Genomic DNA, 15,224 nt, shown 5'->3' on the forward strand with positions numbered 1-15,224 from the left:
AGTTGTTCAACAATTGGGCCAGATTGCGAAGGAAGAATTGCTGACTTTACAAAAGGTAAATTAGTTAAGGATAAATAGTGGTGAACCGAAAAGAAGGCGCTTTTGAGTGGAGCTATTATTTGGAATTTAATGCATAAGATTGGAACCAATGCCCATTTCAAACGTAAGTAATGTAAAAGACTTAAGGTTGGGAGGCATAAGTATGAGGCAGCTTTATATAAAGCAGAAGGTATTCAGTCTTAGTGGGAAATTTACAGTAAAGGATCAGCAGGAGAAGGATATATATTACGTGGAGGGAAGTTTTATGCAAGTTCCAAAGACTTTCTCCATTATGAACAAAGCAAGAGATGAAGTAGCACTCATTACGAAAAAGGTGTTCAGCTTTTTACCAAAGTTTTTGGTTGAGGTGAATGGTCGAGAGGTATTAACAATAAAGAAGGAATTTTCCTTCTTAAAAGCACGATATACAATTGATGCGGCAGGCATTGAAGTACATGGTAATTGGTGGGATATGGATTTTCAAGTTTTACAGCATGGTAAAATCGTAGGTAAAGTGGGCAAGGAGTGGTTCACTTGGGGCGATAGCTACAAGGTTCAAATAATAGATGAAGAGATGGAAACCATTATTATTGCACTCGTTGTTGCAATTGATTGTGTGAAGGCTGATCAAGCAGCTGCATCCTCAGCAGCGTCGATTTAAAGTAGAAATGTAAAATTAAAAGGCTGACAGTTTTTAAAAAATCACTGCTTGAATAGGTGCGATGAACCGTATCATAATAAATGACAAGGCCATTTGGTACCAAGGTTTTATATTCGTTCTTCAGTAATCGGACGCGATTCTTGAATAAGGTTTGCTTTTCTTATAGAACTAACAGGCTGAAGATCGGAGCTGTCTTTAAGGCAGCTTTTTCTTTATGCAACTATAGGGGCAGAATAGCTCTATAAAAATATTGATTATACTTAGATTAAATAAAAAAGTCCGACCAATTAAGGTCGGATTTTCTTATACTATTTTTTTACAAGCTAAGACCTAAAATTACGTGTATCTCGGTTGAACCCGACAAAGGTCTTATTTGTCCTCTGTTTATTGAGATGTAAAAGTGTTCCTGCTTTTTGGACCCCAATTTTCTCCCCCAAAACCTGTTTTACCTTGTAAATTAACAAAGCAAGGCAACACAGTGTATTGAACTCCAGTTGTAGCATTTATGTTAAAAGTAATGATGAACCTTTTTCTTGAATTATCAACAGGCGTAATCTTTGCCATATTTGATGTAAGGCTATTCGTTGGAAGGAGCATCATGTCATCTCTTGCAACAGTAGCAATGTCTGAGGGTCTATCTAAATTATTTCTAATCCAGTAATTCTTAACATTTGTAGCAGATTCCAAATCAGTGGGCTGGTCATAAACTATTTCAATTTGATTAGGAGCGATTTGTCGTGCAACAAGAAGAATAGGATGAGGTACCATTTGAGGGTCACCCATCATTTGCATGTCTCTAGGCATCATTTGCATGTCTCTAGGCATCATTTGCTGTTCCGAATACATTGGAGAAGGCATGCTAGTATATGGCATCATTTGCTGTTCCGAATACATTGGAGAAGGCATGCTAGTATATGGCATCATTTGCTGTTCCGAATACATTGGAGAAGGCATGCTAGTATATGGCATCATCTGCTGTCCCGAATACATTGGAGAAGGCATGCCAGAATAAGGCATCATCTGCTGTCCCGAATACATTGGAGAAGGCATGCCAGAGTAAGACATCATCTGCTGTCCCGAATACATTGGATAAGCCATGTTAGAATATGGCATCATTTATTGTTTGTCTCCTTTATAAAGTAGTCATTTAACCATAGTCATTTTATGAAAGTAAAAATTTATTGTGAAATTTAATGTAAACATTCCCTCTTAAAGAATTTGAACGTATGATAATTTACATTATCATACGTTCAAATTCAAGCGAAAAAGTACCCTTAATTAACTAAACCAGCTAATAGTTTGTCAACATTTATCAATAAAAACTAAAAATATTTCATGCTATACTAAAAATATACATACCAAATAGCCCCCCTACGAACAGCGTTTGGAAAGTTTTGTGATATTTAGTTGCACTTTCAAACTAGTCTAGATCTTGGAAAGTCGAGTTGTTTTGTAATAGTGCATAAATCCATTGTAGAAGCTTATTAGCACATGCTATAACAGCTACTTTATAGGGCTTTCCTTCTTTCCGTTTCTTATCATAGAACTCACGTAATCTCTTATTACGAGGGATGACTTCATCAGTCGTTTTCTTTTTGCGACAATCACGAATGGCACATCGAACAGCCATATATAGGGCATGCCGTAATCTACTCGAACCTCTTTTGGTTATTTTGTTTACGGATCCCTTGAATCTACCAGATTCAAAGATACTAGGATCAATTCCTGCAAATGCTACGAGTTTTTTAGGGTGATTAAACCGATCAATCTCACCAATTTCAGAAATAATCGTTGCCGCGATTTTTTCACCGATACCAGGGATTGATTGGATTATCTTATATTCTTCAATTTCTTTAGCCAAAGCACCTATCTCTTCATCCAACTTTGATAGGTGCTTTTGGTATTCCATAAGCATTTTGATATACATTTCTAAGCTCATTATGTGACTTTGATACAGTGTTGTCTGAAAGGGATTTTTAGCTGCTGCAGCTATAAGTTTCTTTGCCTTTGTATTTGCCCACTTTCTTGAACGACTTGTACATAATTCATCGATTTTATTACCTAATGCTTCTTCATCGACTACCAAAACATCTTTAGATGTAGGAAATTCTAATAAGGTTAGTAAAGAGACAACTGAATATAAGTCCCCAAAAACCCCATGATACTCAGGGAAAACCTGATCAAGAACTGCTTGAAATTGAAGTTTCGTTTGTACATATATACCCGTTACATTTTCGTGTTGTCTTGTAAGATTACGAAGGTTTAAGAGTTGAATTCCTCGTTTTTTATTTGGTTCCAAATCTTCTTTATAATACAGCTCGCAGAGATGGTAAGCATCAATCACATCTGTCTTTACTTTTCGTAGAGATGAGCTCTTTGCTCGATAGGAGACAAGTGGGTTAATGATAATTAGTAAATAACCTCTTTCCTCGAAATACTGAACAACTGGAGTATGATAATGCCCAGTAGACTCTAAAACGACCGGAGGTCGAATTCCTGCTAAGTTTTCTATCTCTCTAAGATATTGGTGTAAGCTCTCTAGCCCTTCAATGGTATGTGCTACTTTAAAACTTCTTTTATAAGGCTTCTTCTTATCCAAGAATGCTTGAACCTGACTTTCACCTTTAGCTACATCCAGACCAACTACTGGATTCATTTTTTATCTCCTCCAAAAACATAATATTTGCCGGTAACCCCTAATCCTTCTTGCAGTATCATAGCTTCGCTTGTTATACGAGATCTTGGTCCCAACCAGCCAAATCATGTTTAAGCAAGTAGGGGGCGAACTGTTTAGTTGACGGGATCTTAAGCCCCACGGGCAGGTACGTTCTACCTCGGCTACCGTTATCATATATCGATATAAAAAATGGTCAACCAGAAATATTTTCTGGCTGACCTTATAATACGAAGGGGCAGGATAGTTGAAGAAGCTTTCTCAATATTTACTGTTTCCCAAAGTTGTTTCTTACAGCTACAATAGTGGTGAAACACACTGAGAAACTGAGAAGGAGCTTATGCTATTTGAATCTTATTAAATATTTTGGAATCCAGTTTATTTTATTTACTGGAATAATCCTAACAGGGTCTTACTCAGATAGTTACATAAGCGATCCATATTTTTACACTGATTTAATAACAATCTTTAACTTAAAAATGGATGGTCTAGAGCATCTTAAAAAGTTTCTGGTCAATACAAAGGTCAATCCAGAGCAGTATATAGTAAATGGATGGAAAATGGAAAATGGAAAGTCCAAGCGTATGTATAAGGACAGTTATAATTCAGATGGTTCTTTTAAACATAGAAAACATAAACCGGTGGGTAGATAATGAATAAAAAATTGATATCAGCATTATTTGAGTATGTAAAAGGAAATATAACTAGTGATAAATTGATGGGAATAGCAAGCGAAACATTAGATATTTATAAAGTGGATAAGGACGGACAATTTTATTATATACTATCAAAATTATTCGATGACCCAGATGATAATATCATTCAAGTTAAGAAAGAGTATGTAATAAATATTCTAAGCAAATATTTAAAACAACAAATAAGCTTAGAAGAATTTCAGTTATGGTTTTGGGATATAGTTGGCCTAAATGTAGATACAGAAGATCCCGATGAAGAGGAGTTGATAGTCTATTTAGTACACACTTTCGACAATCAAGAAATATTTGAAATTGACAATGATATGATTAAAAAGACATTAGAGGTGTTAAACGCTAATTGGGATTCGGTAAAAACCATTAAGGTAGTTAAGGAAATAATATCAAATTAACATGATAAGACTAATGAAAATTATAATTGGGTAAATAAATCCCCTATCCTTTTGAACTGTACCCCAAATGTTAGACACAGTCTAACTTTTGGAGGTGCTTTTTTAATGGTGAAATTATTTAATAAAGAAAAATTACAAGCTGTACAACGAGTTCTTAAGCGACAGGAATCGCTTTCATCCATTGCCTATGATTTGAAAAAAGACGATGGCGATTTGAGGTTGTGGGTAAAACGATAAGAGAGTATTTTTCTGTAGGAGTAATAGTTGAAATGAAAGATCGGAGCTGTCTTTAAGGCAGCTTTTTATTATGGAACTATAGGGGCAGGATAGTTTAAGAAGGAATCCAATTAAGTTTCGTTGAATTAAATACCAATCATATTAACATACCGAGGTGTAACTGGTGGGCAGGAACAAATATGAAGGCAGTTGGATAGAATCAAATTTTATTGAAATTGATTGGATGTTAAGTAAGGAAAACTTAGTTAAACTGTTAAAGAGTGTCGTAAATCGAACAGGTCAATTTACTCATCAACAAATTTGTAATTGGTGTGATAAACATTATACAGATGAGACTGAACTAGATGACGAAAAGTTATACGACGTATTAGAGGATATTTCTGCACAGTGGGATTTATATTTAACAAACACTTACTCACTAAAAGAACTACAACATATGGATTTTTCTAAAGTAAAACTTCCCATCGAATGGTTTGAGAGGTGGTTAGGGGAATTATCTTAATAGATTTTTAATTGGAAGTTTGTGAAGAGTTGTACTTAAAGTAACGGGTGCTTTACTTCAATAAGGAAGGTTGCTTCGGCAGCCTTTTTCTTATTGAACTAAAGGGGCTGAATAGTTGAACAATAATTAATATAAAAGAAATTCTGTCTAGAGGAATACTCTTTAACTGATGCGAATCTATTGTAAGGTAAGCAATAATAAATTCAATCTAGGTTAAATTGGAGGGAATAGAAAATGGATGTAAAGACACTTTTGTTACAACAATGGGCAAGCTGCTTAGATGAAGAAGACTGGTTTCCACCACTTGAAAAAGTGCTAGAGGACATCACTTTTGAACAGGCAATTTGGAAACCAGCTGATGGGGCAATGAATTCCATTTGGGAATTAGTTTGTCATTTACTTTTCTTTGAAAAGAGATATCTGATGCGATTTCTTGGTGAAACAGCGAATGAACCACAGGCAGAAAATAATGACTCTACATTTCGATTACCAACTGAGACGTTAGAAAATTGGAAGGAAACAAAACAAGAATACTTTTATGTTCATCGTGAACTTGGAAAAATACTAGCAAAATCAGAACATGAAGATTTGTATAGACAGATTCCAGGAGATAATTCATTAGTGCTTGAACTGAAGAGTTTAGCAATGCACGACGCATATCATATTGGGCAAATTGTATTCCTTAGTAAAATGCAAGGTGCTTGGGCAGCGAAACGCAGCTTTTAAAAAAGCCTCATTAGCTTTACAGTTATTCCATTATGGGGGCTTTAATGGAATAAGAACGGGAACGTCCAAATCGGACGTTCCCATATTTTATACCTGAAAAACAACAATACTATTTAACAAAGCCTAAGATAAAAAAAAAGTTTGTGAAGATTTTCACTTAAACTAACAGGTGCGTTAGTTCTATAAGGGGTCCCGCCAACATTTTAACGAAAATATACGCTAAGCCTCCAACGATTACCGGCTTGGCGTTTTTTATTACTCTAAGGGGTCTGCCACATGCCCATCAAGCTAAGGGCAAATCATTACCCCAAAAGAGAAAAAAACGCTATCCTTTCTGTAATATCATCTTACATATGAATTATTTTTAATTAAATTTAAGAAACTTTCATTTTATTTATAAATGGTTTAATCCTATAATTAGGAATAAGAATATAAGTTTATTTTCAAAAATTACAGTCGTAAGTTGGAGGAGATTTCATGACGGATTTCGCTATACGCCTTGCCACCCCCGAGAACCGCAAAGAGATTTTCAATGTTCACCGTCATTCAGTCCGCAACCTCTGCTCAGAGCAATACACGGAAGAGCAGATCAACATGTGGCTGGATGGGAGGGACCCGGACATGTACCTCCCTGCGATAGAACGCGGGGAGCTTTGGGTCGCAGTGTCGGACAGGACAATCCTTGGTTTCGTCGAAGTGGAGGGTAACGAGGTAACCAAACTCTTTGTCTCCGGAGCGGCAGCGGGTTCAGGAGTCGGTAAAGCCTTGATGGTGAAGGTCATCGGGCACATTCGAAAGAATGGGAAGACACGGATCTACTTAGAAGCCACAACCACGGCACGGGATTTCTATCGCAAATTGGGCTTTGTTGAGACGGGAACAGGCACTTTCTCGCAAGGCGGAGCGGCGGTTTCGTTGGAAATCGTCAAGATGGAACTGGTCTGAATCCGGTGCCGGGCCGACGGTGCAACGAGAATTGCACTCACCAATGACAGTATAAGTAGAAAACCACCAATAGGGTCGCTCTTTAGTAGAATAGCCTCTCGGCATTCGCCGAGGCAGGTGGGGCAAGGATTTCCCTGCACCACCAAATTTGTAATCCTCCCACTTTCGTAGGGGGATTTTTTATTCTACCGCCACCCGAACTGGAAAAAGATTGACTTAGGGCTAGTGATAGCAATAATAGGGGTCCAGACAGCATTTTGGCAAAATTGTACTTTAAGGATATAAATGTTGATATAAAAGGGGTGTTCCATTAACGTTCGTTTATGGTACTGATGCATTTAAACTCAATCCAGGCTAAATATTAGTACCAAAAGGTGTTCCAAAATCAAAGTATCAGTTACACCCTTTATGAAACTATCTTAACGTACGTAAATCACCTATTTTCCACTTTGAAAATTTCTTAGCGTACAAAATTTCCGAAATGTTGGCGGTACCCCTAATAGGGGGTAGCATCAGGAAAATGCGTATTTACAACGATAAGCATTCTGATACAAGTCATATGGACATTATGAACTCTATTTTGTAGGTTTAAGGCAACTTTTTCTTATTGAACTATCGGGGCAGGTTAGCTCAAGAAGGACAAGATAAAGAAGAATAACTTTTGCTATACAGAAAATGAAAAATAGAATACATTTATTCGTATGGTAAATTTCTTGATGAATAATTAATAGGAGGAGATTAATTGGAAATTAGCTTTCCCCATGCTAAATTAAATTCTTTGCCGAATATAAACTTATCTCTGAATGAAATTACGGAAATCAACCTTTTCGATAATAATTTTAGAGGGATTCCAGAAGAAATATATATAATGAACAATTTAAAAGTGTTAAATATCTCTGCTAATGAGCTTGAAAAAATCTCTGCTAATATAAAAAATTTGAAAGAACTTAGAATGATGGACTTAGGACATAATCAGATTGAAATAATTCCATCAGATATAGAATACCTTGTGAATTTGGAGGATTATTTATATCTTCACAATAATAAACTCCAAACAGTCCCCCCCGAAATTAAAAGCCTTAAAAAATTAAAATATTTAAATCTAAGCGATAATAAATTGAGTGAATTACCAAGAGAAATTGGTGAATTAACCAACCTGATAGAGTTACGCTTAATGAATAACAAACTTAATAAGATACCTAAGAGCTTTAGCATGTTAAACAATATTAGAGAGCTGCATTTTAAAAATAATCAACTCACTACTCTCCCAGAAATATTTGAAAATTTGACGTTATTACGGGTTTTGGATTTGGAAGAAAATCAATTAAAACAAGTCCCGAATTCACTCAATCAATGTGAAAAGTTAAGACGATTGAATTTGAGAAATAATCAATTGACAACGTTACCCTATGGAATCGGAAAGCTAGTAAATTTATTAGAATTAGATTTAAGGGGTAATCAATTGATTGAATTGCCGGATTCTTTAATGGAAATTGAGGGATTAGAACGTTTAGATTTAAGATGGAATCCTAACTTGAAAATACCGAAATGGTTAGAAAAAGTAGAAGAAAAAGGTTGTATAGTTTATTTATAAGCTAGCTTTCAATAACATATTCAACTCATTGATAATAAATTATGAGGAGTCGGATTGTGGTTGTTACTAACGGGTGCTTTACTTCAATAAGGGAGTTGCTTTGGCAGCTCTTTTTCTTATGGGGCTAAAAGGGCAGGTTAGCTGAAGAAGGTATTAACTGTTTCGATATATAATAATGTATTTAAGTATCTAAATGATAAGGAGAGTTTTACATGGAATTTTTACCGATTGAAGTAGAAAAGCATCGTAAATATGTCATTCCTTTTCGCAGAGATTCCTTTATTGTTAGTTTTGGAACAGATAAAGACTTCGGAACCGAGGAGGATTACCTTACCTGGCTCGAAAATCAAATTGCAAAATATTCAGAAGGTTTTGTAATAGTAGTAGAAAACGGCATACCAATTGGTCAACTGGAGCTTACAATACGGCAGTACGAAGGGAAGGAGATTGGTTATGTAAATCTATATTACCTAATTCCTGAAAAACGTGGGGCTAGTTTAGGTAGGAATTTACATGAGTATGCTTTAAAGTTTTTTCAAAACAAGGGAGTAACTGAGTATCATCTTCGTGTTTCACCAAATAATCTTCAAGCAGTATCGTTTTATCATAAAAATGGATTAAATGTGCTGAAATCCGAATTAGATGGAAAAGTAGTTAGAATGAAAGGGATAGTAGCATTATTAAGTTAACGTGTTTTTACTTAACCCAAGAGCTGATGAACAGCTCCTTTTCTTATTATTGAACTATCGGGGCAGGTTAGTTGAATAAGATATTTATGGACTTAAAACAAATTGAAATAACTGTATTAAGTTTAAAGAAAGTATATAATGTAACAATATTGTATAGAAAGTGAGTGATTTAATATGATAGTCAGCTCTTTACCTACATCTAATAAACTTGAGGTGCGGAAGTTTTAATACTTCAATTAAAATTCTTCCGCATATAATATCGGAGGAAATGAAATGTTTAGTTATTATGGTGCATTAAGTACGGAAGTGTATGATTTTACCAAACCAGTGGGGTATTCAATCGACGGTGATATTGAATATTATCTTGAAAGATTAAAAGGGACTAAAGGGAAGATACTTGAAGCTGCTGTCGGATCAGGCCGATTCTTAATTCCCTTACTTGAAAATGGATTTATTGTTGATGGCATTGACTATTCAACTGAAATGTTAGATTCTTGTCGAAAACGATGCAGAGAAAGAGACTTAAATCCGAAGCTATATGAAGGTAACTTATGTAGTTTTTCTTTGGAATCAAAATATGAAGCTGTCGTTATACCTACAGGCTCCTTTTGCTTGATTGAAAATTTAATGGATGCAAAAGATGCTCTGAAATGCTTTTATAATCATCTAATGCCAGGAGGACGTGTAATAGTTGATTTGGAATTACCAAGCAATTGGCGTACAGGAGAAATTACTACTGCAACCTTTCCTCTTTCTAACGAAGAAGGCATTTCATTAGAAAGCAAGTCAATTGAAATCAACTGGGTTGACCAATATACTTTATCTTATTTAAAATACGAGAAATGGAGAAAAGGTAAGCTGGTAGACACAGAATTACAGAAGTTTGCAATGAGATGGTACGGAATCGAAGAATTCAAACTTATATTAGAAAGCGTTGGTTTTTCTGATATTACTTGTTCTGCTGATTATACTTACAAAAAGCAACCATCAAAAGATAGCCAACTCATTACATTTGAAGCTGTACGAAAATAATATAATCGCACATTTATGAAACTGGATGTTTGCAAAAGAACTGAGCGTTATTTTTCGCTCAGTTCTTTAATTTTATATAAAAAACATTTTTAACTAAACCTGCTAATAGTTTGTGAATAATTACACTTAAACTAACGGGTGCGTTAGCTGAAGATCGGAGCTGTCTTTAAGGCAGCTTTTTCTTTATTCGAAGAAGGATTTCCACTTGCTCACGAACAAATATTAGAAAAAGCATTTAAAGGTGATACTGAAGAATTAATATAAGGATCTTACATATAGTAAAATGTGGCATTGCATAAAGTGCAACGTTTATAAGATATCCCTAAGAAAATATTTATGATGTTGAATTGAACCATCAGGTGATACTGGAATTTTAGAGGACATTAAAAGTTAACATCAAATTCCTAGAGAAAACAAATTAATGCTATTGTATATCTCCTAAAGGGCGTGATGACCATATCGAGCATACCACTCGGTTACCTTATTTCTGTGCTTTTTGTCGCTTGGTGCACGTATTTCGTAGTGGCACCGCCCAACTTTTCTCGAATTTTTAATTCTTTAGGTTCTTACTGTGGCGTAATAAATGAGCTACCATTCTTTGCACTTTTCTGGTTGACTGGTTCAACTTCGTTAGCCTTTATTGAAGGCGACGTTCATTCTCCGGTTGGGTGGATGGCTTTTGGAATAACAATTTTGGCAGTGGGAGCACTCTTAGTGATTATCCATCGGGGATTACAAACTTCTCCTGTAGTCAGTCAAGCCATGGATGATAGTCTGGAGAAAAAGTGGCGTACTACTATTAATCCTAAGATTGAGCGCCGATTACACAAGAAATTTAGTTCCACAGCTTTACTCGGTCCATTCTTTAAAAGACGATACGATATAGAGAGGATTGCAAACATCAACTACGGTAATGCAGGTATGAGAAATAAACTAGATGTTTATCGCCATCGTTCTCATCCGACGGACTGCCCCACGTTGGTGCATTTGCACGGTGGAGGATTTGTAGGCGGTAAAAAGAACAGCCAATCTCTCCCTCTTATTTACCAGCTCGCGAGCAAGGGGTGGGTGTGCATCAGTGCGAACTACCGCTTAAGTCCTGACGTAAAATTTCCCGACCACTTGATTGACATTAAGAAAGTGATTGCTTGGGTACGCGAGCACGGGTCCGAGTACGGAGCTGACCCTACGACGATATTTTTAGCTGGCAATTCGGCTGGGGCTCATTTGACTGCTATGGCTGCACTAACTCCAAATTCCCCTACATTCCAGCCGGGTTTTGAGTGTGTGGACACGTCGGTAATTGCCGCCATTTGTCTATACGGCTATTACGGTTATATCGATACAAAACCTGGATTATTCTCATCTCCTATGGCTTACAGTGGAAAAGAAGCACCGCCATTCTTCGTGGCGCATGGTGATCAGGACAGGTTAGTGCCCGTGGAAAATGCCCGACGCTTCGCGGAGCACCTGCGTGATTCCTCATCTAATCCGGTTGTTTATGTCGAACTTCCTGGTGCTGAGCACAATTTTGATTTGTATCACTCCATACGTACCGAAGCAGTCGTGCATGGCATTGAAGCCTTTACCGCTTGGGTTCGGGCCGATAACAAACATAATTCAAATAAAATCTTTTAGGAGTCTGATCACCTATTAGAGACAAGACCAGACTAATAGTGGTTGTTGCAGGGAACGCCTAAGTGTTTTGTTTTCACAACTTAGGAGAATTGTAAAATTAGAGCTGAATACTAATCTTCAGAGGCCATGAATTATCTGTTATTATCAGACAGTTTTTTGATATTTTCCCTTTTATGTCGTAGTTTGGTCAACTCTATAAGAAAGCCACTAATTTGGTGGCTTTTTGTTGCAAAAAAACAGGATGGTAAAGTTAAAAATTACAAAAAAAGTATGATGATGTAAGAATAAAAGGGGGAATTATTTTGTTGGGGAATAAAGTTAAAAAATCAAATGAGAATTTAATCATTGAATGTGGTGTGAGGTTGGAGGTGATTACTTGAGGAAATGGTTTCTTTTTATTAGCCTATTTTTTGTTTTATTCTTTTTATCAGCTTGTTCATCAAATCCTTCTCTGGAACTAGTAGATGCGAATGTTGATATTGTTAAAGATAAAAGTTTAGTTGGTTCAATTGGGATAACTGAAGGAGAAAGAAAGGGGGATGAGCTGATACCGACAGCTTTATTTTATGAATTTACCATTAAAAATACAGGTAATAAAACAGTAGGTAGTATTGGAGAAGCTGATAAAGGAATTGAACTTAAGATTGAGCCCAAAGACAAATTAAAATCGGTGTCAGAAGATGTAATAGGCTTCAATATTTATAATCCTGAAGATTATAACGAGAGTGGTGTAGGGTTCGGTCAATCTTTTCTATCAGTTCTTAAGTCTGACGAAAAGGGTAAGTATACTTTTAACTACGATTTAGGTGTAAGCGAAGAAAATTCCCAGGTTCCACTACTTGTACCTTCAAAAGAAAAATTAGATGAACTTAAAGAGTGTGCATTTAATGCTTTTTTAGTTGTAACAATAGGAAATCAAGAAATAGCAAGATTTGACTTGAATAAACTTAAAAACTAACTTTCATTTTAAATTTATTTGTTGAACTAACAGGTGCGTTAGCTGAAGATCGGGAGCTGTCTTTAAGGCAGCTTTTTCTTTATGCAACTAAAGGGGCAGGTTAATTGAATAAACAGGAATTGTTTTACGGGTTATAGAAAGTCATATCAGGGAGGAATATATAGATGTCAAACCATGAAAACGAAGAAATGCTAACAGGAGGGAATGTTTCTAATGTTTATCGTTCGGGAAATACTGTGCGACGAGAATTAAAGACAGATAGTCCCAAAATTCATAAGCTATTAAAGCATTTGGAGAACAAAGGTTTCAGTTATGCACCAAAGTTGTTAGGTATTGATGAAAAAGGAAGAGAGATATTATCATATATTGAAGGAGAAGCTGGTAATTATCCTTTAAAAGAATACATGTGGTCTGAGGATGTATTAATAGAAATAGCGAAAATGCTCCGTCTTTATCATGATTCTGTCAGTGATTTTTCATTTGATGATAGCTGGCAATCGATAGATAACACCCCCCAACAATTTGAGGTACTATGCCATAATGATTTTGCAATATACAACATTATTTTTAATCATAAAAGACCAATAGGTATTATTGATTTTGATGTTGCTGGACCTGGTCCAAGACTTTGGGACATAGCTTATACTCTTTATAATTGCGTCCCCTTAAGTAGATTTTATCTTTCTGAAACAGGTGAGAAAGTTTATTATAATTTATTACAGCATGCTAACCGTATAAAACAAAGAGTTAGAATGTTTTTTGAATCTTACGGTGAGGGAATAGAAGAAGATTATTTGGAAATGGTATTGCTACGATTAGAAGGGTTATGTAAAACAATTACAAGAAAAGCCAGTGAAGGTGACATTGCTTTTCAAAAGATGATAGATGAAGGGCATCTTGAACATTATCAAAACGATATTAAATTCATTCGAGAGCATGGAAAAGAGTGGATTTAAGGGCAGGCTTTTGTTGAACTAACGGGTGCGTTAGCTGAAGATCGGAGCTGTCTTAAGGCAGCTTTTTCTTTATGCAACTAAACCAGCTAATAGTTAGTCAACATTTTTCAATGAAAACTTAAAATATTTCATGCTATACTAAATTTGTGCATGCTAAATAACCTTCCAATGAACTATATTTGGAAAGTTTTGTGCTATTTAGTTATACTTTTAAACTAGGTTAGATCTTGGAAAGTCGAGTTATTTTGTAATAGTGCATAAATCCATTGTAGAAGCTTATTGGCACATGCTATCACAGCTACTTTAAAGGGCTTTCCTTCTTCACGTTTCTTATCATAGAACTCTCGTAATCTCTTGTTCCGAGGGATGATTTCATCTGTCGTTTTCTTCTTGCGACAATCACGAATGGCACAACGAACTGCCATATATAAGGCATGTCGTAGTCTACCAGAACCTCTTTTGGTAATCCGATTTACTGAGCCTTTAAATTTACCTGATTCAAAGATACTTGGATCAATTCCGGCAAATGCCACTAGTTTTTTAGGGTGATTAAACCGATCAATCTCTCCAATTTCAGAAATAATCGTTGTAGCGATTTTTTCACCGATACCAGGGATGGATTGGATAATCTTATATTCTTCAATTTCTTTTGCCAAAGCATTTATCTCTTCTTCAAATTTGGATAAGTGCTTTTGGTATTCTAGAAGCATTTTTATATACATCTCTAGGCTTAAAATGTGACTCTGATATAAAGTTCTCTGAAAAGGATTTCGAGCTGAGGCAGCCATAAGTTTCTCTGCCTGTGTATTCGCCCACTTTCTAGAACGACTTGGACAAAGTTCATTAATCCTATTTGCTACAGTTTCTTCATCGACTGCTGATATGTCTTCAGAAGTAGGGAATTCTAATAGAGTAAGCAAAGAAACAACCGAATACAAATCTCCAAAAACCCCTCTATATTCAGGAAATACTTGATCAAGAACAGCCTGAAACTGTAGTTTTGTTTGTACATAGATACCTGTTATATTTGCATGTTGTCTTGAAAGATTACGAAGATTTAAGAGTTGTATCCCTCGTTTTTTATAAGGCTCTAAATCCTCTTTATAGTACAGCTCGCAGAGGTGACGTGCATCGATTAAATCTGTCTTTACTTTCCGTAAACTAGAGCTCTTCGCACGATAAGAAATGAGTGGGTTAACGATAATTAATAAGTAACCTCTCTCCTCAAAATACTGTACAACGGGCGTATGATAATGCCCAGTAGACTCTAAAACGACCGGAGGTCGAATTCCTGTTACGTTTTCTATCTCTCTAAGATATTGGTGTAAGCTCTCTAGTCCTTCAATGGTATGTGCTACTTTAAAACTTCTTTTATAAGGCTTCTTTTTATCCAAGAACGCTTGAACCTGACTTTCACCTTTAGCTACATCCAGACCAACCACTGGATTCATTTTTTATCTCCTCCAAA

The 15,224-nt window shown here is 35.9% G+C and carries 16 protein-coding genes; 13 read left to right on the forward strand and 3 right to left on the reverse strand.

Annotated elements, in window-relative coordinates; all coding sequences use genetic code 11:
* The first annotated feature begins 202 nt into the window (after nt 1-202).
* The gene (locus tag RE409_RS05895; RefSeq protein ID WP_201182109.1) at nt 203-700 is read left to right on the forward strand and encodes an LURP-one-related/scramblase family protein; all 498 of its coding nucleotides are present in this window, start codon (nt 203-205) and stop codon (nt 698-700) included.
* A 384-nt stretch (nt 701-1,084) separates the two neighbouring features.
* Here the strand turns inward: RE409_RS05895 and RE409_RS05900 are convergent, their stop codons facing one another.
* Both RE409_RS05900 and RE409_RS05905 read right to left on the reverse strand, forming a co-directional pair.
* Nucleotides 1,085-1,816 carry a polyadenylate binding domain-containing protein gene (locus RE409_RS05900; protein WP_242489024.1) on the reverse strand — a complete coding sequence of 244 codons (732 nt, stop codon included), beginning with the start codon at nt 1,814-1,816 and terminating at the stop codon, nt 1,085-1,087.
* Nucleotides 1,817-2,120: 304 nt separating this feature from the next.
* Entirely contained in the window at nt 2,121-3,356 is a 1,236-nt protein-coding gene (locus tag RE409_RS05905; RefSeq protein ID WP_309557836.1) for an IS110 family RNA-guided transposase, read from the reverse strand.
* A 365-nt stretch (nt 3,357-3,721) separates the two neighbouring features.
* On the opposite strand from RE409_RS05905, the gene RE409_RS05910 reads away from it, so the two are divergent.
* The 12 genes from RE409_RS05910 to RE409_RS05965 all read left to right on the forward strand — a co-directional run bounded on the left by RE409_RS05910 (nt 3,722) and on the right by RE409_RS05965 (nt 13,756).
* Nucleotides 3,722-4,027 (forward strand): hypothetical protein, encoded by a 306-nt coding sequence (locus RE409_RS05910; RefSeq protein WP_201221805.1) that lies wholly within the window; start codon nt 3,722-3,724, stop codon nt 4,025-4,027.
* The gene (locus RE409_RS05915; protein WP_201221803.1) at nt 4,027-4,479 is read left to right on the forward strand and encodes a hypothetical protein; all 453 of its coding nucleotides are present in this window, start codon (nt 4,027-4,029) and stop codon (nt 4,477-4,479) included. The genes RE409_RS05910 and RE409_RS05915 overlap by 1 nt, the downstream gene beginning before the upstream one ends.
* Nucleotides 4,480-4,584: 105 nt before the next feature.
* On the forward strand, nt 4,585-4,716 hold the full coding sequence (locus RE409_RS05920; RefSeq protein WP_274608343.1) for a hypothetical protein: 132 nt from the start codon (nt 4,585-4,587) through the stop codon (nt 4,714-4,716).
* Nucleotides 4,717-4,879: 163 nt separating this feature from the next.
* Nucleotides 4,880-5,218 (forward strand): hypothetical protein, encoded by a 339-nt coding sequence (locus tag RE409_RS05925; protein WP_207196277.1) that lies wholly within the window; start codon nt 4,880-4,882, stop codon nt 5,216-5,218.
* A 234-nt stretch (nt 5,219-5,452) separates the two neighbouring features.
* Nucleotides 5,453-5,944, forward strand: a complete 492-nt coding sequence (locus tag RE409_RS05930; RefSeq protein ID WP_098372726.1) for a DinB family protein — start codon at nt 5,453-5,455, stop codon at nt 5,942-5,944.
* A 477-nt stretch (nt 5,945-6,421) separates the two neighbouring features.
* On the forward strand, nt 6,422-6,889 hold the full coding sequence (locus tag RE409_RS05935) for a GNAT family N-acetyltransferase (RefSeq protein ID WP_201182107.1): 468 nt from the start codon (nt 6,422-6,424) through the stop codon (nt 6,887-6,889).
* Nucleotides 6,890-7,631: 742 nt separating this feature from the next.
* Nucleotides 7,632-8,483, forward strand: coding sequence for a leucine-rich repeat domain-containing protein (locus RE409_RS05940; RefSeq protein WP_309558692.1), 852 nt, complete (start codon nt 7,632-7,634; stop codon nt 8,481-8,483).
* A gap of 212 nt (nt 8,484-8,695) precedes the next feature.
* The gene (locus RE409_RS05945; RefSeq protein ID WP_201182103.1) at nt 8,696-9,172 is read left to right on the forward strand and encodes a GNAT family N-acetyltransferase; all 477 of its coding nucleotides are present in this window, start codon (nt 8,696-8,698) and stop codon (nt 9,170-9,172) included.
* Between the two features lie 273 nt (nt 9,173-9,445).
* Nucleotides 9,446-10,204 carry a class I SAM-dependent methyltransferase gene (locus tag RE409_RS05950; RefSeq protein WP_201221801.1) on the forward strand — a complete coding sequence of 253 codons (759 nt, stop codon included), beginning with the start codon at nt 9,446-9,448 and terminating at the stop codon, nt 10,202-10,204.
* Nucleotides 10,205-10,816: 612 nt separating this feature from the next.
* The gene (locus RE409_RS05955) at nt 10,817-11,842 is read left to right on the forward strand and encodes an alpha/beta hydrolase (RefSeq protein WP_207198774.1); all 1,026 of its coding nucleotides are present in this window, start codon (nt 10,817-10,819) and stop codon (nt 11,840-11,842) included.
* Between the two features lie 376 nt (nt 11,843-12,218).
* The gene (locus RE409_RS05960; protein ID WP_201182096.1) at nt 12,219-12,800 is read left to right on the forward strand and encodes a putative periplasmic lipoprotein; all 582 of its coding nucleotides are present in this window, start codon (nt 12,219-12,221) and stop codon (nt 12,798-12,800) included.
* Between the two features lie 164 nt (nt 12,801-12,964).
* Nucleotides 12,965-13,756: a phosphotransferase gene (locus RE409_RS05965; protein WP_201182093.1), complete on the forward strand. Its 792-nt coding sequence runs from the start codon at nt 12,965-12,967 to the stop codon at nt 13,754-13,756.
* 215 nt (nt 13,757-13,971) lie between these two features.
* Here the strand turns inward: RE409_RS05965 and RE409_RS05970 are convergent, their stop codons facing one another.
* Nucleotides 13,972-15,207, reverse strand: coding sequence for an IS110 family RNA-guided transposase (locus RE409_RS05970; protein WP_116821653.1), 1,236 nt, complete (start codon nt 15,205-15,207; stop codon nt 13,972-13,974).
* Nucleotides 15,208-15,224 lie beyond the last annotated feature (17 nt).

Source organism: Peribacillus sp. R9-11 (assembly GCF_031345095.1).
GTDB lineage: Bacteria > Bacillota > Bacilli > Bacillales > DSM-1321 > Peribacillus > Peribacillus butanolivorans.

Excerpts from the sequence above, each read along its gene's own strand:
- RE409_RS05970 (WP_116821653.1), bottom strand. The coding sequence starts at position 15,207 with ATGAATCCAGTGGTTGGTCTGGATGTAGCTAAAGGTGAAAGTCAGGTT.
- RE409_RS05935 (WP_201182107.1), top strand. The coding sequence starts at position 6,422 with ATGACGGATTTCGCTATACGCCTTGCCACCCCCGAGAACCGCAAAGAG.
- RE409_RS05945 (WP_201182103.1), top strand. The coding sequence starts at position 8,696 with ATGGAATTTTTACCGATTGAAGTAGAAAAGCATCGTAAATATGTCATT.
- RE409_RS05915 (WP_201221803.1), top strand. The coding sequence starts at position 4,027 with ATGAATAAAAAATTGATATCAGCATTATTTGAGTATGTAAAAGGAAAT.
- RE409_RS05900 (WP_242489024.1), bottom strand. The coding sequence starts at position 1,816 with ATGATGCCATATTCTAACATGGCTTATCCAATGTATTCGGGACAGCAG.
- RE409_RS05930 (WP_098372726.1), top strand. The coding sequence starts at position 5,453 with ATGGATGTAAAGACACTTTTGTTACAACAATGGGCAAGCTGCTTAGAT.
- RE409_RS05895 (WP_201182109.1), top strand. The coding sequence starts at position 203 with ATGAGGCAGCTTTATATAAAGCAGAAGGTATTCAGTCTTAGTGGGAAA.
- RE409_RS05950 (WP_201221801.1), top strand. The coding sequence starts at position 9,446 with ATGTTTAGTTATTATGGTGCATTAAGTACGGAAGTGTATGATTTTACC.
- RE409_RS05965 (WP_201182093.1), top strand. The coding sequence starts at position 12,965 with ATGTCAAACCATGAAAACGAAGAAATGCTAACAGGAGGGAATGTTTCT.
- RE409_RS05905 (WP_309557836.1), bottom strand. The coding sequence starts at position 3,356 with ATGAATCCAGTAGTTGGTCTGGATGTAGCTAAAGGTGAAAGTCAGGTT.
- RE409_RS05920 (WP_274608343.1), top strand. The coding sequence starts at position 4,585 with ATGGTGAAATTATTTAATAAAGAAAAATTACAAGCTGTACAACGAGTT.